This is a genomic window from Arthrobacter sp. fls2-241-R2A-200 (assembly GCF_030209745.1).
Lineage (GTDB): Bacteria > Actinomycetota > Actinomycetes > Actinomycetales > Micrococcaceae > Arthrobacter.
The window spans coordinates 1-24,073 of sequence record NZ_JARVRJ010000021.1 but is presented as its reverse complement, the minus strand read 5'-3'; the positions used below and the strand labels follow the sequence as shown (position 1 = coordinate 24,073).

Here is a 24,073-nt window from a genome sequence, read left to right as displayed (position 1 = left end):
AAGCCGCCCTCGGCCGTTTGACCCCGATCGAATACGAGTCCATCATGAACACGCAGGCCACACTGGCAGCGTGACTAACCACTGTCACCTATCCGTGCAGCAGACCCTCCTGCTACGACGGCCAACTCCCGACGCCCTTGAACACACCATGCGCTATGACGCCATGTGGGACGGTTGGAGCTCTCGCAACTTCACTAGAATGTCGACGCATTTTTGGAGGACCAAGTAAGACTGGCAAAATGGGATCGATGGATATCCGGAGCAGGTGTTCATCTTCTATGAAGCCCACTCGGACATAAGCTGATAGCGCAGGCCACACCGTCTTCTCAAGGAGCACCGGTATTGCTTGGCGGCAGTCAGCGGCACCGGTCGCGCGTGCCGGATTCGCGGTGTCAGTCCGGCGTTGTTATCGCGGCCTCGGCATCACAAAAAATGACTAACAGCAGTAGATGAAACCAACCGTTTCAGTGCGTACATCGGTGTACCCAGCTTGACTGAAGTTCTAAACGAATACTTGTGCGCGAAGGATGCACGGCACCACCGCGACACCTAGCAGATTGAAATGCACCACAGGCCGTAGGGCAGTTTCAGCGCCATGTACCCGAACGGACTACATTTGTCGCTTCTACGGGTGATGCAGAGGGGGAACCTAGCAGCGGTCAAAGGACTCATGAGATATGGTCCGCGCCGATATCGGCGCATCTGTCAGACCGGAAGCAGTCGCCGGCAACTGTGCCGTAAGGCAATCCTTAAGTGTCGATTAAAACATGCACCGTTGGTCTTTAGTTTGGTGATCCATACCATGGACCCATCGCCCGCACGCCGCATAAGGCGGAGGCGACAAGGAGATCCCGAAGCAAAAAGTAGATCCTTTCCTGCTTGATCACTCTCATGCCAGCTACACGGTCAGCTCCCAGCGAGTTGCGCAGAACCGCGCCATCGCTCCCTCGACACGCCCTGCAGTGATGCGGGGCTGGTCCATCTTGGCGCGGTCCCCTTCTTTCGCCCGCATCGGCGAACAAGCATCAGGAGATAGTATGTCGAAATCGACGATCGCATCATCAGGCCAGCTGATCCCTAAGCGGCAGCACAAAGGATCGGTCCTCAAGAGCGACACCCGCCGCCGTACAGGGGCGCTGGTCAAGGGGGCAACGATCCTGACCACGTGCGTTTTGGCATTATCAGGGTGCGCCAATGGCTCTGGATCAGGAGGGAACGTGTCGACTCAGGTCGGCTCGCCCGTCGCCAGCTTCGATCCCGCTACCGTAAAAGCCGATGAGACGTTGGCTTCCCAGGTTCCGGCAGCCATCAAATCCAAGGGCAGCTTGGTCATTGGTTCCGACACCACCTATGCTCCCGCCGAATTCCTCGGCGGGGCGGACAACCGTACGCCGATGGGCTACGGTGTGGACCTCGCAAAGGCGATCGGTGCGACCTTGGACCTGAAAGTAGACATTCAGACAGCCGAATTCACCGGCATCCTCCCAGCACTGGGCCCCAAATACGATCTGGGGATCAGCTCCTTCAGCATCACCAACGAACGCCTGAAGGCTGTGAACTTCGTCAGCTACCTCAGCGCCGGCACCACCTGGGCCGTCCAAAAGGGCAACCCAAAGAAGTTCTCACCGGATGACGTCTGCGGTAGATCCGTGGGCGTCCAGACGGGCACCACGCAGGAAGATCCTGATCTCAAGACCCGCAACGATGAATGCGTCAAAGCAGGCAAACAACCGGTCAACGTTGTCACGCTCAAGAATCAGACAGACGTCACCACACGACTGGTCAACGGCGGCATTGACGCAATGATCGCCGAATCAACTCTCATCGGCTACGCCATCCAGCAAACCAACGGCGCCGTGGAAAAGGTCGGCAAGGTCTACAACACCTCACCTGTCGGCATCGCGGTCCCCAAGAATGACCAGGCCCTGGCTGAACTGATCCAGAAGACCGTGGCCAAACTGATCTCCGACGGCACCTACAAAACCATCCTGGACTCATGGAACAACGCTGACGGCGCGATCACGAACCCTGAAGTCAACCCCACCGTCAAATCATGAGTGTCACCACCAACAACCAGGAAACGACCGCACAGAGGGCAGCGCCGGAGCTCATCAAAGCAGTACGCGTCCGGCATCCTGGCCGATGGCTAGGGGCCGCGATCATCCTGATCCTCGCTATTCTTGCCGTCCAAAGCCTTGCCGCCAACCCCAACTTCCATTGGGAGACCTTCGCACTCTACGTTCTGGATGCAAACGTCGTCACCGGTGTTGGCTGGACGCTTCTGCTCACGGTTCTGTCGATGGCAATCGCCGTCACCTTGGCTGTACTGCTGGCCTTCATGCGTCAGTCGGACAATCCCATTTTCCGGTGGTCGAGCTGGTTCTGGGTCTGGTTCTTCCGCGGCACCCCCGTCTACACCCAGCTGGTCTTTTGGGGTCTGGTGGCCGTCCTCTACCCCAAGATCAACCTCGGGGTGCCATTCGGTCCGGAACTTCTGAGTCTGACCACCCAGGATTTGCTCAACGCCTTTTGGGCCGCCGTCCTTGGACTGGCCCTGAATGAATCGGCCTATCTGGCGGAGATCTTCCGTGCCGGCCTGAAATCGGTGGACAAGGGACAGATCGAAGCCGCCGAAGCCTTGGGCATGCGAGGCACCAAGATCATGTGGCGGATCGTCCTGCCCCAAGCAATGCGCGTCATTGTTCCGCCTACCGGAAACGAAACCATCGGGATGCTCAAGACCACGTCGCTCGTTCTTGCCGTGCCGTTCACCCTTGACCTCACTTTTGTTACCAACACGCTGGCCAATCGCAGCTACCTTCCGATTCCCCTGCTCATTGTCGCGGCGTTTTGGTACTTGGTGGTCACGAGCATTTTGATGATTGGCCAGCATTTCATCGAAAAGCACTACGGAAAAGGCATCGATACCGCGGCGCGCATCACAGTCAACCCCTCAGCACTGCAGACGGCACGGGCAACTGCTGACCCAGCACCAACCACCCCGACCCCAGAGGAGAGCGGCCGATGAGCCCTTCTGCCCATTCCTTATCCCGCCCCGTCTCCGATGCATCTGTCAAAAACGATTTGGTCAAGATCGAGGAGGTCCATAAGTACTTCGGTGACCACCATGTTCTCAACGGGATCAACATGACCGTCAAACAGGGAGAAGTTGCTGTTCTGATCGGCCCGTCAGGGTCCGGCAAGTCCACGCTGCTGCGGTGCATCAACCATCTGGAGACCATCAGCGCCGGTCGCATCCGGGTCAATGATGAACTCATTGGCTACAAGGAGAAGGATGGCAAGCTCCACGAGTTGCACCTCAAAGACATCGCACGCCAGCGCCGGAACATCGGCATGGTGTTCCAGAGGTTCAACCTGTTCGGGCACAAAACGGTCCTGGAGAACATCATTGAGGCTCCGGTGCAGGTGAAAGGCCACGACAAAGTGCCGGCCAAACGCCGGGCCCAGGAACTCCTGGACCGCGTGGGCCTGGCTTATCGGGCGAGTTACTATCCGGCGCAGCTCTCCGGCGGTCAACAACAACGCGTTGCCATCGCCCGGGCCCTCGCAATGGATCCCGAGCTCATGCTCTTCGATGAGCCAACCTCCGCTCTCGATCCCGAGCTTGTGGGAGACGTACTGGACGTCATGAAAGACCTCGCCAAATCGGGCATGACCATGATCGTGGTCACCCACGAAATTGGCTTTGCCCGGGAAGTGGGTGACACGCTCACTTTCATGGACGGCGGCGTGGTCGTCGAGTCGGGCAACCCCCGCGAAGTCATCGCTAACCCCCTGCATGAGCGCACGAAAGGCTTCCTCAGCAAGGTTCTATGAGCAGCAGGAAGGAAGCCGGAGATATTTCGGGACCTGCACGCTGGTAAAACCACCATCACCCCGACCTTGGTGTGGACTGTTCGCGGCGGTCCACACCATAGCGGGCCAAAAAACCCTAGGTACCTTACGTTTACACCATGAACTTCGAACATTTGAAGGCACTGAGCGCCATCGTTGCCACCGGGTCTTTCGACGGCGCAGCGAACCTTCTGGGCATCACCCCGTCAGCTGTAAGTCAAAGGATGAAAGCCCTGGAGACATCCGCAGGGCAGATTTTGGTGCGCCGCAGCCTACCGAGCAGCCCTACGGAGGCAGGGGCCATACTGCTGCGGACAGCCCGGCAGATCCAGACGCTTGAAGCAGACGCCCTCCAGTCCTTGGGGCAGGGGCCCGCCGGACGCGCCACCGCCTCAATCGCCGTCAACGCCGATTCACTGGCGACGTGGTTTATCCCGGTCCTGCACGAAGCGGCGACCTGGGCGGACACAGAGTTGGACTTGCACATCGAGGATCAGGACCACAGCAGCCGCTTACTCCGACAAGGGGATGTGCTTGGGGCCGTCACCACCGAGCCTAAACCGGTCGGTGGATGCCGTGCCGAACTGCTGGGAGTCATGCGCTATATCCCGGCCGCGTCGCCCGGGCTACTCAAACGCTACAAAACCGTAGATGGCATCAACTGGCCGGAAATGCCGATGCTTCGGTTCAGCGCCGATGACGACATGCAGCATCGTCTAATGCGTTCCCAAGGTGCCAAGCGCTTCCCCCCAACCCACACGATTCCCTCCTCCGAGGCATTCCTTGAGGCCGTCCGCGCCGGACTGGGGTGGGGCATGATCCCCGAACAGCAGCTTCAACACGGCACGCCCCGTAATGGACTTGTGGCTCTTCCGGGCGCCGCTCCCCACGACATCGCACTCTATTGGCAGTGCTGGTCACTGGCCTCACCACGGCTTGAACGGATCACGGCAGCGGTGCGATCTGCTGGCAGCCACCTGCGGCAAAGCTGACGCGCCCACTTTCATTATGCACTGATAGTGCAGTATGATGCCTTTATGAAAAGCATATATTTCGAGGCACTGACGGAGCCAGCCGATGTCTGAGCCCGGCCAACTCCAGAAGCTCGTCGACGCTGGCCACGTCGACCCTTCCATCTTTGAACTCCGGCCCGATTACCGGGCTGTGCTGCTGGCCGTTGATGGGCTGATACCAGGGGCAAGCAACGAGGCCAGCGAAGCGCTTCTGCAGAAAGCCGAGGCCTCTGCGCGTTCGGCGTTGCAGGAACAAAAAGTCGAGTCCCTCCCCCACGTTGCTGCGTGGCGTGCGGCCTATCAAGGCTTCGGCGCCAAACCGAACCGGACCCGGAACAGCCTCGAGGCCCTCCTGCGCCGAGCTGTCACAGGGCTACCCCGGGTGAACCGGCTGACCGACATCTACAATGCCATTTCGGTGCTCCACCAAATCCCGCTCGGGGGCGAAGACCTCTCCAAATACAGCGGGCCGCCCCGACTCATCCGCGCCACGGGCGAGGAACCTTTCGATACCGCGTCAAACGGAGAGACCGTCATCGAACACCCCGAACCCGGAGAGGTCATCTGGTGCGATGACGAAGGGGTTACCTGCAGACGCTGGAACTGGCGACAGGGCCGGCGGACGCAACTACAGGATGAGACCACCACGGCGTTGTTCATTCTGGATGCCCTAGACCCGGTGACCACCGACGCCCTTCAGGCAGCCACCGAGGACCTCGCGACACACCTCAGCAGTCTCGGCCCCGACATCACCATCACCGACCATCTCATCACCAAAACCACCCTGACGTGATCCTGCCTCCAAGGTCTCGTGTACGAAGTGGCTGCCCGACCGACGGGAACCAGCAATGACCACACCATTCAACAACCCGATCCCACCCTGGGCCCTGACCATTGCAGCCATGTTTTCCATCCAGCTCGGCTCCACCCTGTCAGCAGGATTGATGCCGACACTGGGACCCATCGGAACGGCCTGGCTGCGACTGAGCATGGGCGGCCTCATCGTGCTTCTGCTGGCCCGCCCGCCACTCAGGTCCCTGCGCCTTCGCGATGCCCCGGCCGTCCTCGGCCTGGGCATCGCCACCGGCGTCATGTCGGTGACGTTCCTCGCCGCCATGGAACGCCTTCCCCTGGGAACCGCGGTCGCCATCGAATTCCTCGGCCCCCTCAGTGTTGCCGCCCTTCGCGGCCGCGGAGTGCGTTCATTGGTCCTGCCGGCGACAGCGCTGGCTGGTGTCGTCTTGCTCACTGAACCCTGGGCAGGCCGGGTTGACCCGATCGGCGTCGGCTTTGCTGCCATCGGCGCGATCGGATGGGCCGCATATGTCCTGCTGACCCAAAAAGTCGGCGATCGGTTCAGCGGTATCGGTGCCCTCGCCCTGACCATCCCCATCGCTGCCGTGGTCGTGGCACCGTTCGGCGTGCCGCAGGCTTTCGGGCACATTACGTGGGAAATTGTGGCCGTAGCCGCCGGCCTGGCAGTGCTGATACCCGTCCTGCCCTACATTCTGGAAATGCGGGCGCTACGCCAAATGACCCACACTGCTTTCGGCACCCTCTTGGCGTTGGAACCGGCCATCGGCTTGCTGCTGGGCATGGTGGTGTTGGCGCAATCCCCCTCGGTCCTCCAACTCGTGGGCATTCTGCTGGTGGTCTTTGCAGGCGCGGCGGCTCAACACGGCGGTCGCCGCCACCCGCACCCACTTCCGACTAAGCCCAATGCCCAACCCGCGAACGACACGAAGGCAACGGGCAGCGGTAGCACGCTTCAGACCCGGCAGGAAAACCGACAAGGACAGACATGAGAACACACGTTTCGGGCCTAACCCTCCCGCCGTCAGCCCTGGCAGCCCACCGTGAGGACGGCTTCGTCCCGCCTGCCAAGCTCTCAGACCTTGACCCGGGAACGCTCATCCGGGCCTTGCGGGACGGAGCGGTGTGCCATGCCGGCCCCGTCACCGATATCTCGTCCGAACAGGGCCTCCTGTGGATCTTTGACGAACAATCACGGACCCGCAAAATCATCGAGACCTACGAATTCACCGTCGTGGCGCGTCTGGAGACCGACAGCACCGAAGGGCCAAAGGAACAGATATGAGTACAACCCCTCCTAACCGCACCAGTTACCCCCAAACGGGCTCCAGCCGTGTGAAGCGCGGTATGGCCGAGATGCTCAAGGGCGGCGTCATCATGGACGTCGTTAACGTCGAGCAGGCCCGTATCGCTGAGGACGCCGGTGCTGTGGCGGTCATGGCGCTTGAGCGCGTCCCTGCCGATATCCGTGCCCAGGGCGGCGTGTCCCGCATGTCCGATCCGGACATGATCGATGCGATCATCGCTGCTGTGTCCATTCCGGTCATGGCGAAGGCCCGCATTGGTCACTTCGTCGAAGCGCAGGTTTTGCAGTCCCTCGGCGTCGATTACATCGACGAGTCCGAGGTCCTGACCCCGGCTGACTACGTCAACCACATCGACAAGTGGAACTTCACCGTTCCTTTCGTCTGTGGTGCCACGAACCTTGGTGAGGCGTTGCGCCGCATCAACGAGGGTGCGGCGATGATCCGTTCCAAGGGTGAGGCCGGGACCGGGGATGTTTCCAACGCGACCGGGCACATGCGGAAGATCCGGGCGGAGATCGCGAAGCTGTCCTCCCTTCCCGAGGACGAGCTGTACGTTGCGGCCAAGGAACTCCAGGCCCCGTACGAACTGGTGAAGGAAATCGCTGCCACGGGTAAGCTCCCGGTGGTTTTGTTCACCGCCGGTGGGATCGCGACCCCGGCTGATGCTGCGATGATGATGCAGCTCGGCGCTGATGGTGTGTTTGTTGGTTCGGGCATCTTCAAGTCCGGGAACCCGGCAGAGCGCGCCGCCGCCGTCGTCAAGGCCACCACGTTCTACGACGACCCCGATGTCATTGCCAAGGTCTCCCGCGGCCTGGGCGAAGCCATGGTCGGCATCAACGTCGACGACATCCCCCAGCCCCACCGCCTCGCAGAGCGCGGCTGGTAACAGGGACGCTTCCAGCGAGCAAAAGTACGACGCCGGCCGGTCACCTTGGTGACCGGCCGGCGTCGTCGTTTGTTGCTGTTTTCCGGACCTTAGCGGGGCCGGCGGGCTGCGTGCTCCCTGGCGAGGCGGGCGTAGTCGTCGTCGGGCGTGTGATCAAAGGGACCAAACTGCAGGCTGCTTTGGCCGTTTCGTCATGCTCGACGAGCGGTTTGCCTCTAGGGAACTGACACTGCCGGGACCGAGGCTTAGAGGACAGCAATTCCGCCCCATCTAGGAGAACAAAGTGACTACTTACAACCTGGCTCTGATCGGTTTCGGCGGCGTCAACCGCGCCTTGGCCGAATTGATCCGCGACGAGCCTCAGCGGTTCGCTTCCCTCGGATTCGAGCTCCGTGTCGTGGCCATCACCGACCTTGCTTTTGGCTCGCTTGTTCAGGGCGACGGGATCGATCTGGCCTCCGTCCTCGCAATGCCTCGAGGATCGTCCTTTGAGGGTCTCCCCGGTGGAAGCCAGGATCCCCTGAACGAAGACGTCATTAAGAACAGTCCGGCGGACATCGTCGTCGAAGCCACTTATACCAGCCCTATTGACGGCGAACCTGCCGTGTCACATGTGAAGTGGGCCCTTGAGTCGGGAAAGCATGTGGTGACCACCAACAAGGGTCCCGTCGCCTTGCACGGTCAGGAACTGGGCACAATCGCTGCTAACAACGGCGTCCGCTTCGAGTACGAGGGCGCCGTCATGAGCGGAACGCCCGTCATCCGCTTGGCACACAAGATGCTCGGAGGCCTGGAACTGAACGCCGTTCAAGGGATCCTGAACGGAACCAGCAACTATGTCCTTGGCCGGATGGAAGCCGGCCTGCGATTGGACGAAGCCATCTCCGAAGCCCAAGGTCTGGGTTACGCGGAGGCGGATCCCACGGCGGACATCGGTGGTTCCGATGTCCGGTTGAAAGTCGCCATTCTGGCCAACGAACTGCTCGGCGCAAACATCCGCCCAAGCGACGTGGAAACCACCGGAATCCAGGACATCAAGGGTGACGACGTCGCCCAAGCATTGGCGAACGGTTTTCGGTGGAAGCTGATCGGTGAAGTGCGACGTGAGGATGACGGCGGCATCGCCGCTACCGTCCAGCCCGTAGCATTGCCGGCCGACCACCCACTTGCTGGTATCTCGGGCGCCACCAATGCCGTGTCTTTCACCACCGACCTACTTGGCGCCGTGACGGTGTCCGGCCCGGGAGCCGGACGTGTCGAAACCGCCTACGCCCTCATTTCCGACATCATTGCCGTCGACGAATTCATCAAAGGAGCCGTCCGTGCCTGAAACAGCCATCGCCGAAGCTACGAGCGAAACCACCACCAACGACCTGGTGGTTCGCAACAAATTTGACGGTACCGTTCTGGCCACTCTTTCCCAGTGCAGCGAGGCGGAGGCACGTGTCGAGCTGATCCGCGCCGCTGCCGCCGCTCCTGCAGCTGCCGCCATGCCCCGCCATGAGCGTGGCAGGATTCTGGACACCGCCGCAGACCTTTTGCAGCAGCGGTCGCAGAAGGTCGCCGAACTGATCGTCGCCGAGGCAGGAAAGACCATCAAGCAGGCCCGGAAAGAAGTCTCCCGCGCGGTGAACACCCTAAAGCTTTCGGCGGCGGAAACCCGTCGGAACGTCGGCGAAGTTATTCCGTTCGACTCCTTCGCCGGTTCGGAGAACCGTCAGGGATGGTTCACACGTGAACCGCTGGGGCTCATCGCAGCGATTACGCCCCACAACGACGCGTTGAACTTGGTAGCGCACAAGCTCGGACCGGCAATAGCCGGCGGCAACGCCGTCATCCTCAAGCCTTCCCAGCTGACGCCCTTGACCGCCATCCTCCTCGTGGACCTCCTTCGCGAAGCCGGCCTGCCCTCAGACTTCGTCACCGTTGTCCTGGGCGACCGCACGGTCGCGCAAACCATCATCTCCTCCAAGCTGGTTCGCATGGTCTCCTTCACCGGAGGATTCGCAACCGGACGAGCCATCGCCGCGAACGCCGGAATCAAACGACTGTCCATGGAACTTGGCGGCAACGCGCCCGTCATCGTTTTCGGTGACGCCGACATTCCAGCTGCCGTAGAGGCCAGCGTGTCCGGTTCGTTCTGGGCAGCCGGCCAGAACTGCATCGGCGCCCAGCGAATCCTTGTCCAGCGGGCAGTCTTCGACACCTTCCTGGATGCCTTTGTCACCCAAACTGCCTCCTTGAAAACCGGCGACCCTCGCAACGAACACACGGATGTCGGACCGATGATCAGCCACGACTCCGCCGCAGAAGCGAAACGGAAGATTGATGAGGCCGTATCGGCCGGGGCGCAACTGCTGACGGGAGGGACCCTGAACGGACCCGTCCTCACCCCCGCTGTGCTCACCGGGGTGCCCCGCACCTGCGAAGCCTGGAGCGAAGAACTGTTCGCACCGGTTGTCGTTATCGAACCCTTCGGCTCAGCCGAAGAAGCCATCGAACTGGCCAACGACAGCGAGTACGCGCTGCAGGCCGGAGTGTTCACCAAGGACCTCAGCCTCGCATTGCGGACCGCCAAAGCCATCGATGCCGGCGGGGTCATGATCAACGATTCTTCCGACTACCGACATGATGCGATGCCATTCGGCGGCTCGAAATACGGCAGCATGGGCCGGGAAGGCGTCCACTTCGCCTACGAGGAAATGACCCAACCCAAAGTCATTGCGATCGCTTCATGAGTGCAGGGGTCAGAATCGAACAGGACAGCCTGGGCTCTTTGGCCGTCCCCAAGTCCGCGCTGTGGGGCATCCACACTGAACGGGCGATCCTCAACTTCCCGATCAGCGGAATTCAGCTGGGAACCCACGGGCACCTGGTCCGTGCCCTCGCTGTTGTGAAGAAGGCCGCGGCGCTGACCAACGCCGAGCTCGGCTTGATTCCGGCCGAGATTGGCCAAGCAATCGCGTCGGCCTGCGACACGGTTGCGTCCGGCGAGGTCGACGACGCTTTCCCCGTGGACGTCATCCAGGGCGGGGCAGGAACCTCGACGAACATGAACGCCAATGAGGTCATCGCCAATCTGGCGCTGCAGTCATTGGGTCATCCCCGCGGGTCCTACGGAGTGGTCGACCCCATCGGGCACGTCAACAAATGCCAGTCCACCAATGATGTCTACCCGACAGCGGTGCGCTTGGCGCTCGTGTTTGCTTTGGAGGACCTTCTGGAGCGCCTGGCCCTGCTGTCAGCGGCATTCGCCGAGCGCGGCAAGGCGTTCGCGGCCATCCCCAAAGTCGGCCGAACCCAGTTGCAGGATGCTGTGCCCATGACGCTCGGGCAGGAGTTCACCGCCTTCGCCGTCACGCTCGAGGAGGACCAGCGCCGCCTGCGCGAGGCAGCAGCGCTGTTGCAGGAATGCAGTCTGGGTGCCACAGCGATCGGCACCGGCATCACCGCGGACCCGCGGTATGTGGAGCGCGTCATCGACAAACTTTCGGCGGTCAGCGGAGTCCAGCTGACCCGTGCCCACGATTTTGTTGAAGCAACCTGGGATACGGGAGCGTTCATGACGTTCTCCGGGGCACTCAAACGCACCGCGATCAAGCTCTCCAAAATCTGCAGTGACCTGCGCCTGCTCTCCAGCGGACCCCAAACGGGTCTCGCTGAGATTCATCTGCCCCCGCGGCAGGCGGGCTCCTCCATCATGCCCGGCAAGGTCAACCCGGTCATCCCCGAGGTCATCAATCAGATCGCATTCTTTGTCGCCGGCGCCGACGTCACTGTCACCATGGCAGCTGACAACGGACAGCTTCAGCTGAACGCGTTCGAGCCGGTCATCGCCCACGCGTTACTGCAGTCGCTGAGTTGGCTGACCAACGGCTGCGACGTCCTGCGCGAGCTGTGTGTGACCGGCATCGAAGCAAACGAGGCGTTGCTTCGGTCCAGGGCACGGGCGTCCACGGCGCAGGCCACAGCGCTGCTGCCAATCCTGGGGTACGCGGCGGCGGCCGAGGTCGCCCATAGGGCCCTTGCCTCGGGGCAGAGTGTCATCGACATTGCTGTTAGTGAGGGCCTGTTGCTGCCCGAGCAGGTCGAGGCCCTGATGAACGCCTGATCATCAGGGCATCAAGCTCGTCGGAGCGGACGGACAGGACAGCAAGTGATGATTGGCACTGAGCTTCTTCCTGGACCTGCACTTCCGCCCCGGCGCCGCCGAAAGCGTGGTCGCCTCTTCCTGCCCTGACCCGCCCCAAGCAAATCCGGCGTTGCGGACATACTCGTTTCCGCAACGCCGGATTCTTTAAACCTCTGAAGGGGAAGACCCTCAGCGGGGCACCTGCCTGTCAATCGCGGTCGAAAGGGACACTGCGGTGGTGATGTCACGGACTCCAGGAAGCTCCGAGACCTGACTCCAGATCTCTTGGATCCTGGCGGCGTCCGGCGCCTCCACTCTGACGATGAGATCAAGCTCGCCGCTGACCACATCGCAGGTGATGATTTCCGGGATGGCACGCAAACCCGCAATGACATCACTGCCCCGCATACGGTCATGTCGCTGAATCAGCAGCACGGCATTGACGGTGGGGATCCCGTCTCGTGCTGATTCCTTGATGGTGTAGCCGCTGATGTCGCCGTCCCGCTCCAACCGCTCGATTCGCTGCCGGACCGCGTTACGGGACAGCAGTACCTTTTCCCCCAGCTGGGCCAAGCTGATGCGGGCATTGCGCCGAAGCTCGGCCAGAATATGCGCATCTATCTCATCATGCGGACTCTTAGGCACTGGGGCTCCTGACTGAAGGGGATTCAACATGAGATTGGGCGATCTCCCGCAGAGCATCGATGACGACTGCTACTGCTCTGTGGACGACCCTCTCGGGCCTGATCAGCATGTCCACATGGCGAACCGTTTCCAGACCCTGGAGAGGCCGCAGAACAACGTCCTGGGAAGCTGGAATCCGAACCGTATGCCGGGGCAGTAACGCCAGATGACCGCCTTCGGAGACCATGGCAGCGGCAGTGCTGAAGTCATTGATCCGGTGCACCACCCGCATCGGATGCCCCGCCGCCGCGGCTACGGCGTCCAGCATGTCAGCCGGCGAAAACCCTGTGTGAGTGGAAATCCAGGTTGTCCCTACAAGGTCTGAGGGCTTGAGCGTCTTCTTCATGGCCAGATCGTGGGACGAGTGCATGGCCACGTCCATGGGTTCGCGCAACAGTGAGAGCACTGCGAGCCTGTCCCGGGGCCAAGGAGGTGTGTGGCTCATCCTGTGCCCAATCACAATGTCATAGCTGGCCGTCAAGGCCGGAAACGACAGGCGGTCCACATCTTCATCGACGCATTCAACCACTGGGAATCCTTCCGTATTTTCCAATGCCGCTATATCCGGAAAGAACGTCATGGCGGCGCTATGGAAGGCACTGACGTGCACCGTCCTGTCGATGCCGCCAACGAACTCATCCACGGTTGCCTCCGCCCGGGTGATCGCTTCCGAGACGGCGATGGCTGCGACAGCGAGAGCCTGCCCCGCGTCCGTGAGCTCCACGGAGCGTCCACGCTTCTGGGTCAACGGTGCCTTGAATTTGCGCTGAAGGGCGCCGAGGGATTGCGAAACTGCGGACGGACTAACCCCAAGGGCGCGGGCTGTAGCGGCCACACTGCCATGATCACCGAGTTCACGCAAGACGCTGAGCTGATACGGATCCATAAGGGTTACCTTAATCATTGATTGGCATATATGCCATTGGTGCGGTGCATAATCGTATCTATCATTGACACAGGTCACAGCCGTACGCCCCATCTGGCGCGCTGCGTGACGAACCCCGGCGGGGTGCTACAGCGGCAATTTGGTCCCCCCGTTTCATAACTTGTCTTTGCCGATCTCCGGTCATGAGCAGGAGTCTCTCCTTCCCGTGACCGTCCTGCCTTGCGCCACGGACGCCGTGGAGGCAGGCCGCTTGACCTCTGGTCAGGCCATAACGCTAGGAACTTTCAGATGTCTTCACTTAGCCACGTTCTCTTTCGCAGAACGACACCAGGAACACAGCAATCCACGGAGCAGCCGGCGCTGAACCGGAGCATGGGCACATTCCAGCTGTCCATGCTGGGCATCGGCGCCACCGTGGGAACCGGTATCTTCATCGTCTTCTCCCAAGCCGTCCCCGTTGCCGGCCCGGCTGTAATCTGGTCCTTCGTGATCGCCGCCGTCGTGGCCGGACTCACTGCCCTCTGCTACGCAGAGATGGCCAGCGCCATCCCCGCATCCGGCTCGTCCTATTCCTACGCCTACGCGACACTAGGCGAATTCCCGGCCCTCGCCGTCGGCGCCTGCCTCCTGCTGGAATACGGCGTCTCTGGGGCAGCCGTTGCCGTTGGTTGGTCCGAGTACCTTAACCAGGCTCTGGAGAATGTATTTGGAGTCCGCATCCCCGAGGCTTTGTCCAGTGCACCCGAAGCCGGCGGCGTTGTGAACCTGCCTGCGATCGCCTTGGTTGCCATGTGCACGCTGCTGCTGGTGCGCGGAGTGAGAGAGTCCGCAAAGGCCAACGCAGTGATGGTGATGATCAAGTTGGCCGTGCTGGTCATGTTCATAGTGATTGGGGTGACGGGGTGGAACCAGGACCACTTCTCCAACTTCGCACCGATGGGCATAGCCGGCATCACCGGGGCTGCCGGCATCATCTTTTTCTCCTACATCGGGCTGGACGCGGTCTCCACTGCAGGCAACGAAGCAAAGAACCCGTCCCGTACCATGCCCCTGGCAATCCTTATCACCCTTGGTGTCGTCACGGCGCTGTATATCGCAGTCGCCGTAGTGGCCATCGGAGCCCAAGAAACCCGAGCCTTTGAAGGGCAGGAAGCCGGGTTGGCGGCGATCCTGCAGACCGTCACAAACGCCAGCTGGCCCGGCACCGTACTGGCCTTGGCGGCCATCGTCTCAATTTTCAGCGTGACCTTGGTTGTGCTGTATGGCCAGACCCGCATCTTTTTTGCGATGAGCACCGACGGGCTCGTACCGCCAGTGTTCTCCCGCGTCAACGCCCGCACCCGGACGCCCATGGCCGGCACGTTCATCACCGGTTCTGCGGTCGCTGTGCTCGCAGGCTTGCTCCCTATCAGCTTCCTTGCCGAAATGACGAGCATCGGCACTTTGGTCGCGTTCATCGTGGTGGCCCTGGCCGTCATCATCCGACGTGCCCAGTACCCGGACCAGCCCGCTCCGTTCAAGGTCCCGCTGTACCCGGTCGTACCGATTCTCGCCATCTTAGGGTGTCTGTGGATCATCAAGGATCTTCGGCCGGTCACGTTGATCGCGTTCGTCGCATGGCTCCTGCTGGCCACGGCGTTCTACTTCACCTACTCCATCCGCCACTCCCGACTTCGGCCGGAGCCGGTGAAAGAACCACTCCCCGTTCCGTAGGGCGCGCCACACGAACTGGCCACCACCAAGCAAGGGAAAGACGAACATGTCCGTCAACCGCGTCATCGAAGCACCCAACGCCCCGGCGCCGGTCGGCTCCTACAGCCAGGCCAAACAGATCGGCCGTTTCCTTCAAGTCTCCGGTCAGATCCCCATCGACCCTCAAACGGGCGGCATTCTCCGGGGCAGCGTCACCGAGCAGGTGTCGCAGGTTCTTGCCCAGATTGGCACGATTCTGGCCCACGCCGCTGCCGGCTGGTCCGACGTGCTGATCAGCCGCGTTTATCTCTCCACTGATCAGGACTTTGACGAGTTCGATGCCGCTTACGGCCGGCATGTACCCGAACCGTACCCGCCCCGGGTGACCGTTGGGGCCGAATTAGCGCCCGGTGTCCTCGTGGAGATCGAGGTGCTGGCCGTCCTCCCGGACGCTGCATGACCTGCTTCACCTGATTGGACGGACGAAAGTGAGCCGCCACCGCGACATCGCAGTGGCGGCTCATGCGTTTCATGCACTGTATTCGAAAAACTGCCTTGAAAAATGCACTGGAAGTGCAGTATGCTGCATTCATGGATGAAAACATCGCAACCCTGGCCTCGGCCATCGGGGTAAGGGTCAAGCAGGAGCGTCAAGCACGCCGATGGACCCTGGACCAACTCGCCGAAGCAGCCGGTGTAAGCCGACGCATGCTCGTCAACGTGGAACAGGCGACGATGAACCCCAGCGTCGGCACGCTGTTGCGGATCAGTGACGCCCTCGGAGTCGGGCTCCCGGATCTGGTCCAGTCCCCCGAACCAAAAGCCGTGAAAGTGACTCGCAAGGGCGAAGGTGCCGTGCTGTGGAGCAGCGATTCAGGCGGACGCGGCGTTCTCGTCGCCGGAACCGAACCGCCGGAAGTAGTTGAACTATGGGATTGGACGCTCGGCCCCGGCGACCAGCACTCCAGCGAGGCGCATACGCCCGGCACGAAAGAGCTGTTGCAGGTTCAACACGGAACGGTCAGGGTTGTCGCGGGGGAACAGACAGTAATTCTGGAAGTTGGCGACTCGGTCACCTTCCCTGGCGACGTAGCCCATTCGTACGCGAACGACAGCACCAAGGCAGCACGGTTTTCCCTCGCCGTGTTTGAACGCGGCGTCGGGTCAGGGCATCGGGAGACCGGCAATGCATAACACCCGCACTCTTCAGGAACTCCTCAACGAAGCACACGTCGCTCCCGACGTCTTCAAACTTCGACCCGACTATCGGGCCCTGCTGATCGCCGTCGACGGACTCGTCCCGAAACCCAGCGATGAAGCCGGCAACGCCCTTCTGGAACAGGCCGAAGCTGCTGCCCGGGCCGCACTGAACCAGCAGAAAGTCGAACACCTTCCCCATGTTGCTGCGTGGCGCGCGGCTTATCAGTCTTTCGGAGCCAAGCCCAACCGCACCCGCAACAGCCTCGAAGCGCTCGTCCGCCGCGCGGACGCAGGACTCCCCCGGGTCAACAGGCTCACCGACCTTTACAATGCAATCTCAGTACTGCACCAGATTCCGCTCGGCGGCGAGGACCTCGCCAGCTACCGCGGAGCACCCCGGCTGATCCGTGCAACGGGCCATGAACCCTTCGACACTGTGGCCAGCGGGGAACCAATCATCGAATACCCGGACGCAGGTGAAGTTGTCTGGTGTGACGACGGTGGTGTCACCTGCCGCCGCTGGAACTGGCGCCAAGGCCGCCGCACGCAACTGCGCGACGACACGACCTCTGCGCTGTTCATTCTCGATGCCCTCGAACCGATGACCACCGAAGCTCTGCTTTCCGCCGGCAAGGACCTCACAGAGCACCTGCTCCTGCTTGGGCCACAGGTCGTCACCGCTCAGCAACTGGTTCAGTCCGACGGCCACAAGCCAGGACAGTAATCCGAGCGCGGACGCTGTGAACCTACCTGCGTTGGACCCCACGGACCTGAAGATCCTGGGCATTCTCCAGGACGAAGGCAGGCTGCCGAGCGCAACGATCGCCCTGCGTACCGGCCTGACTGAAAGCCAGTGCGCCGAACGGATCTTCAGGCTCGAACTGGACGGGCACATCGCCGGGTACACAATCATCCGCAACTATCCCGATCCGGCTACGAGACCCATATCGGCCATCATCAGAATCGTGCAGGTGCCCGGACGCACCGGGCACGACCTGCAACGCAGCATGGAATCCATCCCGGAAATCACCACGGCCGAACTCGTGGATATCGACCACACAGTTCTCCTGAGGCTCCAGGTCCCCGACCTTGAACGGCTAGAGAAGATCAGCGCCTTTTTCAAACTTCAGTCGGCGGTCCTGGCCCTCGACGTGTCAACATCCCAACCCCTTTACTGTCATCGCCCGGCGCCTCAAACCATTGGCAGCTGACGATGACACCCATCCGAAAGGAAACACCAGCAATGAAGCGAACCCCAGATAAGCACAACCGTGACTCCGTCCATGACTACACCTGGGCGGTCCATGGTGGAAACAACATCGACAAGGGCACCGGAGCCCTCCGCACCCCCTTGATCATGGCCAACTCCTACCTGCTGCCCGAGGACCCTTCCGAGATGGACTGGTCGAGCGTGGACGACGGATTGGTTTACAACAGGACCTCCGGGGCCAACTCGGTGGCGCTCGAAACCAAGCTTGCAGCCATGGAGGGCGCCGAAGCCGCCGCCGCCTTCGCCACAGGTGTGGCGGCACTGCACGGAATCTTCTTCAGCCTCCTCAAGGTCGGCGACCACGTCGTGGTTTCCAATGTCACCTACGAAGCCGTCTACCGCCTATTCGGTGAGCTCCTCCCCGAGAAATACGGCATCGAAGTCACCTTCGTGGACGTGGCAGACCTTGAAGCTGTCCAGGCCGCTGTGCGCCCCAACACGAAACTCATCCACGCCGAAACGATCGCCAATCCGACCACCAAGGTCGCCAACGTTGCAGCACTCTCGCGGATTGCCAAGGATGCGGGTGTCTTGTTCAGCATCGATGCCACCTTCACGCCGGCCCCGTTCTACCGGGCCCTCGATGACGGGGCCGATCTGGTCGTCCACTCGCTGACCAAGTACATTAACGGCCATGGCGACGCCATGGGCGGGGTGGTCGCCGGACGCCGCGAGCTCATCCAGCACATCAAGCACGAAGCCGTTGTCGAGGTGGGCGGTGTGATCTCGCCCTTCAACGCTTGGATGATCATGCGTGGTTCCGTCACACTGCCGTTGCGACTCAAGCAGCACTTCTCGAGCGCCGAGAAAGTAGCCGCAGTCCTGGAATCAGACCCACGGGTCGCCTACGTCCTCTACCCGGGCCTTGCATCCCATCCGCAGCACGAAACCGCCGCCAAGCAATTCGGCGGTCGTGGCTATGGGGGTGTCCTCGCCTTCGCCGTCGACGGTGACTCCGACACCCAGAACCGATTCGTCAACAACCTGCAGGTCATTACTTCTGCAGTGTCCCTTGGCCATGATGAATCTCTGATCGTCCATGTTGGCCCGGACGCACGCGGAGGCTCGGAAAACTACCCGGCGTCGTTCCACAAGTACGGCCACATGCGCCTGTCGATCGGCCTCGAGGACTCCGAAGACCTCGTGGATGACATCCTCAACGCCCTGGATAAGACGTTCCCCGGGCAGTAAATATCGCTGCACGTACGAGTCTGGGACGGGCACTTGATAAGGCCCCGTCCCAGGCTTTGTCGTCATTACCTTCACCCTGCCGGACATCAGGCAGGACCCCATTCGCGTGCATGAAAGCACTCATGGCTGAACCTGAGCACATCACCATCGGCCCAACGTCCTCTACGTCGGTACCCATGTCATGCTGGTGGGCACACAGACCGGTGACGGATCAAGGAATATTTCCCCCGCCTCTTCGTATTGGGCGCTGGAAAATATGCTCAGGCGAGCTGGGCTGACAAGCCTCACCCAGCTCTCCTAACCTGCCTGGTAGCCCGCGCGGAGTGGCCCACACACCGAAGAGCCCGCCAAACTGCCGCAGCAACTGTTGTGGGCCGTTTGGCGGGCTGGGAGTGCTCCCCTGTCCTGGTGCTACATGGTGAATTTCGGCGGGCTCCTGTGCTCGCGATGACGGTCAAGGACCGATGCCGCCGAGGCAACAGCTATCAGTCCGGCTGCGAGGAACAACGGCAGCTGGATTGCCAGCTCAACGATGCCCCCTGCCAAGGCTGTGCCAGCGGAGCCCGCAGTGATTTTCAAGGCTCCAATCCAAACGAACACCTGACCGCGCACCGCTGCTGGCGCGTATTCACTACGGGCTGCCAAGGTAGCTGCAAAGAAGTAAGAGTTGAGGGTACCGGCCAGGAAGTATGCCGCAACAGCTACAGGAAACACCCCAGCGACGGCGGCCCCGCACAGGGCAGCCCCCACGGCTGCTCCCAGCCAAGTCATCAAAGGGTCCGCGTCGGTTCGCATGGGGCGGATCATCACGCCGGCAGAACCCATAACGCCGCCAAGCCCGTAAGCTGCCGTCAGAATACCCGCTGCAGCAGGTTCCACACGCAGTTCACCTGTCGATGCAACCGCAGTGATTGGCAGTGCCGCCACCGACAGGGCGACGACGACGGTCAGGTAGAGCGTACGGCGCAGCGGGCCGTTCGAGACCATCATCAGCAAAGTCTTGCTCGGGCGGGGGATCTCCGAGGGGGCGGCCGCAGGAGGCGAATACGGCAAAAGCCTGACTATTGTGGCCGCGGCGAAGGTCGATCCGGCAAGGATCAAGGCTGCCACTGCAGGATCCGCCCACGCGGAGACGGCCGCAACCAACGACGGCCCGATCGTGCCTCCGATGCCATACGTGGCAACATCCCACCCCTGCGCACGACGCTGACTGCTCCTGTCACCTCCGGCAATCGCGGCCAAGCGGCTGCTGATACCGCCTGTTAAGAGGGGACCAACCAGCCCGGAAGCTATGAGCAGCAAGGCAGGGATGATCGGCCACGTGACCGAATACAGAAGAACGGCGGCCGCCAGCGTCACACCGTGTGCCACGCATGCCATGGCGATCACCGTGCGGCCGTCACGAGCCGTGTCCAGACGCCTGGCGATGAGGGGACCGAAGAGATGCGGAGCGGTGATGCAGGCACCGAGCATACCGGCAAGCCAGCCAGGGGCTCCGCTGGTTGTCACGAGCAGGACGATTGCGACGACGGCACCCCCGTCGGCGCTCCGGGCCAGCGTGGCGGCCAGGACATAACGGGCAAGCCCTCCTCGAGTAGTGGGCCTCTCCGAAACCTGGTCAAGCTGTATGCTGCCGTCGGGAGGGCTTACGACTCTCCGTGGAGAAACCGGCATGGGTCAGGCCTCCAACCCTACGGCGCTGATAGCCTCACCCAGCTTGCTTCGGCCTTCGCTGTCCAGCCCCTGCAGTGGACGCGGCAGCGCCCCTGACGGAATCAAACCGAGATCCTCGGCGAGGGCCGCAGTGACACGGAGGCTGCCATAGGTGCGGAAAAGCGACCACAACGGTTCCAGCTCGGCGGATGCTTCAAGCGCCAGGTCTCGGCGCCCACCCAAGGCATGATCGGCGATGATCCTGGCCTGATGCGGAAGCACCCCTGCGATGACCGAATACCAGAGGTCACTACCGGCAAGCAGGGCTTCGGCCGCCACCCAGTCCCCGCTGATGCCCACCGACGTTCCTTCCGGCAGGCCGGAGCGAAGCTTTTCCAGCCGGCTAGCCATCACGTCCGCGCCGGGCGGCGGAATCTTGATTGACGCGATTCCGGGGATCCGGGCGATACGGCCGTGCAGGTCATCAGTGAATGTGAAGCCGGTGGTGCCGGGGTTGTCGTAAACGACGATGGGAAGGGATGATTCGGCGGCAACGTCTTCGTACAGGCCAAAGACTTCCGCTTCGGTCAGGCGCTGGTAGGACACTGGGGCAAGCAGCAAGGCCGAGACGCCGGCGATATGGGCATCCTCTGCCAGCACAAGCACGTCCCGGGTTCGAAGTGCCCCGACGCCGGCGAGAACCGGAACGCCGTCGGCCGCACCCACTGCCGTCTCCAGGACGGCCCTGCGTTCGTCGCGCGCCAGGTAGGCGTAGTTGCCCGTTGAGCCAAGTACACCCAGGGAGTCCACTCCGGCCTGGGCCGCGCGGTTGACCAGCTTGGCAACGGCGTCAAGGTCGACGTTTTCGCCGTTCATGGGTGACAGAGGAAATGCACTAAGGCCGGTGAACAAGGAATTCCTGCTTTCATTTGGTTTGCGGGTCCCCTCAGCGGAGCGGAGATGGCTACATGTTCATGCTTCCAAATCGCTTGGACCTACACTAGGTCCAAGAAACACAGATTTCGGAGGTCCAATGAGTGAAGCCGAATTACCTATCGCACTGAACAGGCAGAGCCCAGTCTCGCTGAGTGCTCAAGTGGCCAGTCAACTGCGCGACGCAATCCTGACCGGACTACTTGGGCCAGAGCACACTCTTCCCGCAACCCGCCGGCTCGCCACGGACTTGGGCATATCTCGAGGTGTTGTGGTGCGCGCGTTCGAGCAATTGTCCGGAGAAGGGTTCCTGGAAAGCAACGGAGCAGGCGGGACGAAAGTGGCGGTGCGCCCGGACCTTCAAACACTCCCCCGCCAGGAGATAAAACCATGCAGCAGCTCGACAAACCAAGACGTTATTGATCTGACTCCAGGCAGGCCATCCGGGGCGCCCTTCAAGGACCGAGAATGGCGAGGCGCCTGGAAGGCCGCCTTGTCAGAGGAGGGAAACACTCAGCTCCCGCCGGCACTGGGAACATGGGCACTCAGGGATGCGGTCGCCCGGCACCTGGCCGTATCCCGGGGGCTCTCGGTCGACCCCCAGAACATCATCATCACCGCGGGCACCAGTGATGCCCTGCATTTGGTTGTAGCTATGCTCCGAGGAAAGCGCGACCATCCGCACGTTCTTGTTGAGGATCCTGGCTACCCCACGGCGCGCCGTGTTCTGACAGCAGCCGGAGCTCAACTCGTAACGGTCCCCGTGGATGAAGACGGTCTCAAAAGTTCACAACTGGCGGCACTAAAGGACATTCCGGATGCAGTGCTGGTGACTCCCAGCCACCAATACCCACTGGGTGGCAGGATGGCCGTTCGGGAAAGGCTGGGGCTGCTGAAATGGGCCGGCCAGCACGGTGTTCTAATCCTGGAAGATGACTACGACAGCGAATTCCGGCACACCCGAATGCCTCTTCCCGCTGTCGCTTCCCTTCCCAGCACCGCCGAGGTGGTGCTGGTGGGAACTTTCTCGAAGAACCTGAGCCCTTCGCTGCGCTGCGGTTACCTGGCAGTCCGGGGGGATGCCGGGCGGCGGCTCAAAGCAGCCCGCGAAGCCCTCGACACCCCGGTGGCAGGAATACTGCAATCAGCCCTTGCCCACTACATTAACGGCGGTGGACTCTCCAGGCACATCACCCGTGCCCGCAGGGAGTACTCCCACCGGCGCTCCCTGCTCATAGATCGCCTGGGTTCCCGGGGTGACCTTGATCTAGCAGCGCTCGATGGCGGATTGCACGCAGTCATCCGTTTCGAACGACCCGATTCGGCGGACCTGGCAGCGAATGCGCTGAAGTTGGGAGTCCGCGTAATTCCTTTGGCCTCGTACTACGCCGACCGTGCACCCATGAACGGTCTGGTCATCGGGTACGGAGCAGTCAGCGACCTTAAATTGGTTCGGGCGCTGAACATCCTTGGGCCACTCATGGATGGCACAACGTAGCAACAACGTGGCGCGGGAGCAGCACCGATCCAAACAAGACGACATCCAAGGACTAAACTGCTAGTGCACTCCACTGCCCTGATAGTGCATAATGGAGTTCCTGGCGCGCAATACCAAGAGCTTCGCGCCTCCCAAAGTTCACCACAGCAAGGACAAACAATGGCGTGGCTTGTACTAATCCTCTCCGGCGTGCTCGAAGCAGTCTGGGCGACAGCACTTGGAGCATCCAACGGCTTCAAGCGGAAAATCCCGACGTTCATCTTCATCGCTTCCATGGGCATCAGCATGGCTGGCCTGGCCTACGCGATGACCGAGCTTCCCACAGGCACTTCCTACGCCGTCTGGGTGGGTATCGGCGCAGTCCTGACCGCTGTGCTTGCTGTCCTGCGAAAGCAGGAGCGACTTTCCGTGGCACGCACCGCGCTCCTGACAGCCCTGATTGGATGCGTCATTGGTCTGAAGGCGGTCAGCTAAATGCACTGGATTGTGATTCTTGCCAGCGCTGTACTCGAAGCCGTGTGGGCAACGGCCCTTGGACAAAGCGAAGGTTTCACGGCACCATTGCCAACAACCGTTTTCATATTGGGTCTAGTTTTCAGCATGCTCGGATTAGGGTATGCAGCCAAGAAAATACCGATGAGCACGGCCTACGCAGTGTGGACGGGCACCGGCGCTGCCCTCACGGTCACATGGGCCATGATCATCGGCAACGAGACGCCCACCATTCTGCGCATATTCTTCCTCGCGGGAATCGTTGCCTGCGTTATCGGACTGAAACTGGTTCCAGCGGCGCCGACGGCTCTCCCGGACGAGAATGAGGACGCCGTTACCGTTCCTCGGTCCCTGCCCTAGGCTGAAGTCCCGCCTGTCATCGTCTCGAATATCGGCAATAAGCCGTGGGAGCGAAAAGGGCTACAGTGCTTCCGGTCCCATGGGAAGGGCGATGATCAGGAGCGAATGCTAGGTGTGGAGCCTTCATCCGTCCCCGCAGTGCTGATTCAACGGGTCTGCTGCACGGATAGGTGACATCTGTTGTGCCTAGTCAACGGGACTGGGC

24 protein-coding genes are annotated in these 24,073 nt (G+C 61.4%); 20 read left to right on the top strand and 4 right to left on the bottom strand.

Going from position 1 to position 24,073, the window contains the following annotated elements; genetic code table 11:
- The first annotated feature begins 1,217 nt into the window (after positions 1-1,217).
- From QRN42_RS17580 to QRN42_RS17530, 11 genes are all read left to right on the top strand, one after another.
- A complete protein-coding gene (locus tag QRN42_RS17580) occupies positions 1,218-2,057 on the top strand; it encodes an ABC transporter substrate-binding protein (protein ID WP_284980402.1) in 840 nt (279 codons plus the stop codon).
- On the top strand, positions 2,054-3,028 hold the full coding sequence (locus tag QRN42_RS17575) for an amino acid ABC transporter permease (RefSeq protein ID WP_284980401.1): 975 nt from the start codon (positions 2,054-2,056) through the stop codon (positions 3,026-3,028). The genes QRN42_RS17580 and QRN42_RS17575 overlap by 4 nt, the downstream gene beginning before the upstream one ends.
- Positions 3,025-3,837, top strand: a complete 813-nt coding sequence (locus QRN42_RS17570) for an amino acid ABC transporter ATP-binding protein (RefSeq protein ID WP_284980400.1) — start codon at positions 3,025-3,027, stop codon at positions 3,835-3,837. The genes QRN42_RS17575 and QRN42_RS17570 overlap by 4 nt, the downstream gene beginning before the upstream one ends.
- 137 nt (positions 3,838-3,974) lie before the next feature.
- Positions 3,975-4,847 (top strand): LysR family transcriptional regulator ArgP, encoded by an 873-nt coding sequence (locus QRN42_RS17565; protein WP_284980399.1) that lies wholly within the window; start codon positions 3,975-3,977, stop codon positions 4,845-4,847.
- Positions 4,848-4,932: 85 nt separating this feature from the next.
- Positions 4,933-5,661, top strand: coding sequence for a B3/B4 domain-containing protein (locus QRN42_RS17560; protein ID WP_284980398.1), 729 nt, complete (start codon positions 4,933-4,935; stop codon positions 5,659-5,661).
- A gap of 55 nt (positions 5,662-5,716) precedes the next feature.
- A complete protein-coding gene (locus QRN42_RS17555) occupies positions 5,717-6,673 on the top strand; it encodes an EamA family transporter (protein WP_284980397.1) in 957 nt (318 codons plus the stop codon).
- On the top strand, positions 6,670-6,966 hold the full coding sequence (locus tag QRN42_RS17550; protein ID WP_284980396.1) for a hypothetical protein: 297 nt from the start codon (positions 6,670-6,672) through the stop codon (positions 6,964-6,966). The genes QRN42_RS17555 and QRN42_RS17550 overlap by 4 nt, the downstream gene beginning before the upstream one ends.
- Entirely contained in the window at positions 6,963-7,877 is a 915-nt protein-coding gene (gene pdxS / locus QRN42_RS17545) for a pyridoxal 5'-phosphate synthase lyase subunit PdxS (RefSeq protein WP_284980395.1), read from the top strand. Before QRN42_RS17550 ends, pdxS begins: the two co-directional genes overlap by 4 nt.
- Before the next feature lie 283 nt (positions 7,878-8,160).
- Positions 8,161-9,207: a homoserine dehydrogenase gene (locus tag QRN42_RS17540; RefSeq protein WP_284980394.1), complete on the top strand. Its 1,047-nt coding sequence runs from the start codon at positions 8,161-8,163 to the stop codon at positions 9,205-9,207.
- Positions 9,200-10,615, top strand: a complete 1,416-nt coding sequence (locus QRN42_RS17535) for an aldehyde dehydrogenase family protein (RefSeq protein WP_284980393.1) — start codon at positions 9,200-9,202, stop codon at positions 10,613-10,615. Before QRN42_RS17540 ends, QRN42_RS17535 begins: the two co-directional genes overlap by 8 nt.
- Positions 10,612-11,988, top strand: a complete 1,377-nt coding sequence (locus tag QRN42_RS17530) for an aspartate ammonia-lyase (RefSeq protein ID WP_284980392.1) — start codon at positions 10,612-10,614, stop codon at positions 11,986-11,988. Before QRN42_RS17535 ends, QRN42_RS17530 begins: the two co-directional genes overlap by 4 nt.
- 210 nt (positions 11,989-12,198) lie before the next feature.
- Here the strand turns inward: QRN42_RS17530 and QRN42_RS17525 are convergent, their stop codons facing one another.
- On the bottom strand, positions 12,199-12,654 hold the full coding sequence (locus QRN42_RS17525; protein WP_284980391.1) for an Lrp/AsnC family transcriptional regulator: 456 nt from the start codon (positions 12,652-12,654) through the stop codon (positions 12,199-12,201).
- Positions 12,647-13,579 (bottom strand): LysR family transcriptional regulator, encoded by a 933-nt coding sequence (locus QRN42_RS17520; RefSeq protein WP_284980390.1) that lies wholly within the window; start codon positions 13,577-13,579, stop codon positions 12,647-12,649. The genes QRN42_RS17525 and QRN42_RS17520 overlap by 8 nt, the downstream gene beginning before the upstream one ends.
- Before the next feature lie 372 nt (positions 13,580-13,951).
- Between QRN42_RS17520 and QRN42_RS17515 the strand changes: the two genes are divergently transcribed.
- The 6 genes from QRN42_RS17515 to QRN42_RS17490 all read left to right on the top strand — a co-directional run bounded on the left by QRN42_RS17515 (position 13,952) and on the right by QRN42_RS17490 (position 18,932).
- Entirely contained in the window at positions 13,952-15,292 is a 1,341-nt protein-coding gene (locus QRN42_RS17515) for an amino acid permease (RefSeq protein ID WP_350224894.1), read from the top strand.
- A gap of 46 nt (positions 15,293-15,338) precedes the next feature.
- A complete protein-coding gene (locus QRN42_RS17510; protein ID WP_284980388.1) occupies positions 15,339-15,731 on the top strand; it encodes a Rid family hydrolase in 393 nt (130 codons plus the stop codon).
- Positions 15,732-15,862: 131 nt separating this feature from the next.
- Positions 15,863-16,465, top strand: coding sequence for a helix-turn-helix domain-containing protein (locus tag QRN42_RS17505; protein WP_284980387.1), 603 nt, complete (start codon positions 15,863-15,865; stop codon positions 16,463-16,465).
- Positions 16,458-17,195 (top strand): B3/B4 domain-containing protein, encoded by a 738-nt coding sequence (locus QRN42_RS17500; protein WP_284980386.1) that lies wholly within the window; start codon positions 16,458-16,460, stop codon positions 17,193-17,195. Before QRN42_RS17505 ends, QRN42_RS17500 begins: the two co-directional genes overlap by 8 nt.
- 16 nt (positions 17,196-17,211) lie before the next feature.
- Entirely contained in the window at positions 17,212-17,682 is a 471-nt protein-coding gene (locus tag QRN42_RS17495; RefSeq protein WP_284980385.1) for an Lrp/AsnC family transcriptional regulator, read from the top strand.
- Between the two features lie 32 nt (positions 17,683-17,714).
- The gene (locus tag QRN42_RS17490) at positions 17,715-18,932 is read left to right on the top strand and encodes a trans-sulfuration enzyme family protein (RefSeq protein ID WP_284980384.1); all 1,218 of its coding nucleotides are present in this window, start codon (positions 17,715-17,717) and stop codon (positions 18,930-18,932) included.
- Positions 18,933-19,343: 411 nt separating this feature from the next.
- Here QRN42_RS17490 and QRN42_RS17485 read toward each other — a convergent pair whose 3' ends face one another.
- Together QRN42_RS17485 and QRN42_RS17480 are read right to left on the bottom strand one after the other, a co-directional pair.
- The gene (locus QRN42_RS17485; RefSeq protein WP_284980383.1) at positions 19,344-20,606 is read right to left on the bottom strand and encodes an MFS transporter; all 1,263 of its coding nucleotides are present in this window, start codon (positions 20,604-20,606) and stop codon (positions 19,344-19,346) included.
- A 3-nt stretch (positions 20,607-20,609) separates the two neighbouring features.
- Positions 20,610-21,497 carry a dihydrodipicolinate synthase family protein gene (locus QRN42_RS17480; RefSeq protein WP_284980382.1) on the bottom strand — a complete coding sequence of 296 codons (888 nt, stop codon included), beginning with the start codon at positions 21,495-21,497 and terminating at the stop codon, positions 20,610-20,612.
- Between QRN42_RS17480 and pdxR the strand changes: the two genes are divergently transcribed.
- From pdxR to QRN42_RS17465, 3 genes are all read left to right on the top strand, one after another.
- Entirely contained in the window at positions 21,460-23,016 is a 1,557-nt protein-coding gene (gene pdxR / locus QRN42_RS17475) for a MocR-like pyridoxine biosynthesis transcription factor PdxR (protein WP_350224893.1), read from the top strand. The two genes, QRN42_RS17480 and pdxR, sit on opposite strands and share 38 nt — an antisense overlap.
- Before the next feature lie 159 nt (positions 23,017-23,175).
- On the top strand, positions 23,176-23,490 hold the full coding sequence (locus QRN42_RS17470) for a DMT family transporter (protein ID WP_284980380.1): 315 nt from the start codon (positions 23,176-23,178) through the stop codon (positions 23,488-23,490).
- Positions 23,491-23,868, top strand: coding sequence for a DMT family transporter (locus tag QRN42_RS17465; protein ID WP_284980379.1), 378 nt, complete (start codon positions 23,491-23,493; stop codon positions 23,866-23,868). It begins immediately after the preceding gene.
- Positions 23,869-24,073: the final 205 nt, after the last annotated feature.

What these genes read in the sequence shown, in the direction of transcription:
- QRN42_RS17575 (WP_284980401.1), top strand. Translation starts at nt 2,054, where the DNA reads ATGAGTGTCACCACCAACAACCAGGAAACGACCGCACAGAGGGCAGCG.
- QRN42_RS17570 (WP_284980400.1), top strand. Translation starts at nt 3,025, where the DNA reads ATGAGCCCTTCTGCCCATTCCTTATCCCGCCCCGTCTCCGATGCATCT.
- QRN42_RS17565 (WP_284980399.1), top strand. Translation starts at nt 3,975, where the DNA reads ATGAACTTCGAACATTTGAAGGCACTGAGCGCCATCGTTGCCACCGGG.
- QRN42_RS17560 (WP_284980398.1), top strand. Translation starts at nt 4,933, where the DNA reads ATGTCTGAGCCCGGCCAACTCCAGAAGCTCGTCGACGCTGGCCACGTC.
- QRN42_RS17555 (WP_284980397.1), top strand. Translation starts at nt 5,717, where the DNA reads ATGACCACACCATTCAACAACCCGATCCCACCCTGGGCCCTGACCATT.
- QRN42_RS17550 (WP_284980396.1), top strand. Translation starts at nt 6,670, where the DNA reads ATGAGAACACACGTTTCGGGCCTAACCCTCCCGCCGTCAGCCCTGGCA.
- pdxS (WP_284980395.1), top strand. Translation starts at nt 6,963, where the DNA reads ATGAGTACAACCCCTCCTAACCGCACCAGTTACCCCCAAACGGGCTCC.
- QRN42_RS17530 (WP_284980392.1), top strand. Translation starts at nt 10,612, where the DNA reads ATGAGTGCAGGGGTCAGAATCGAACAGGACAGCCTGGGCTCTTTGGCC.
- QRN42_RS17520 (WP_284980390.1), bottom strand. Translation starts at nt 13,579, where the DNA reads ATGGATCCGTATCAGCTCAGCGTCTTGCGTGAACTCGGTGATCATGGC.
- QRN42_RS17515 (WP_350224894.1), top strand. Translation starts at nt 13,952, where the DNA reads ATGGGCACATTCCAGCTGTCCATGCTGGGCATCGGCGCCACCGTGGGA.
- QRN42_RS17510 (WP_284980388.1), top strand. Translation starts at nt 15,339, where the DNA reads ATGTCCGTCAACCGCGTCATCGAAGCACCCAACGCCCCGGCGCCGGTC.
- QRN42_RS17505 (WP_284980387.1), top strand. Translation starts at nt 15,863, where the DNA reads ATGGATGAAAACATCGCAACCCTGGCCTCGGCCATCGGGGTAAGGGTC.
- QRN42_RS17500 (WP_284980386.1), top strand. Translation starts at nt 16,458, where the DNA reads ATGCATAACACCCGCACTCTTCAGGAACTCCTCAACGAAGCACACGTC.
- QRN42_RS17490 (WP_284980384.1), top strand. Translation starts at nt 17,715, where the DNA reads ATGAAGCGAACCCCAGATAAGCACAACCGTGACTCCGTCCATGACTAC.
- QRN42_RS17485 (WP_284980383.1), bottom strand. Translation starts at nt 20,606, where the DNA reads ATGCCGGTTTCTCCACGGAGAGTCGTAAGCCCTCCCGACGGCAGCATA.
- pdxR (WP_350224893.1), top strand. Translation starts at nt 21,460, where the DNA reads ATGGGTGACAGAGGAAATGCACTAAGGCCGGTGAACAAGGAATTCCTG.
- QRN42_RS17470 (WP_284980380.1), top strand. Translation starts at nt 23,176, where the DNA reads ATGGCGTGGCTTGTACTAATCCTCTCCGGCGTGCTCGAAGCAGTCTGG.
- QRN42_RS17465 (WP_284980379.1), top strand. Translation starts at nt 23,491, where the DNA reads ATGCACTGGATTGTGATTCTTGCCAGCGCTGTACTCGAAGCCGTGTGG.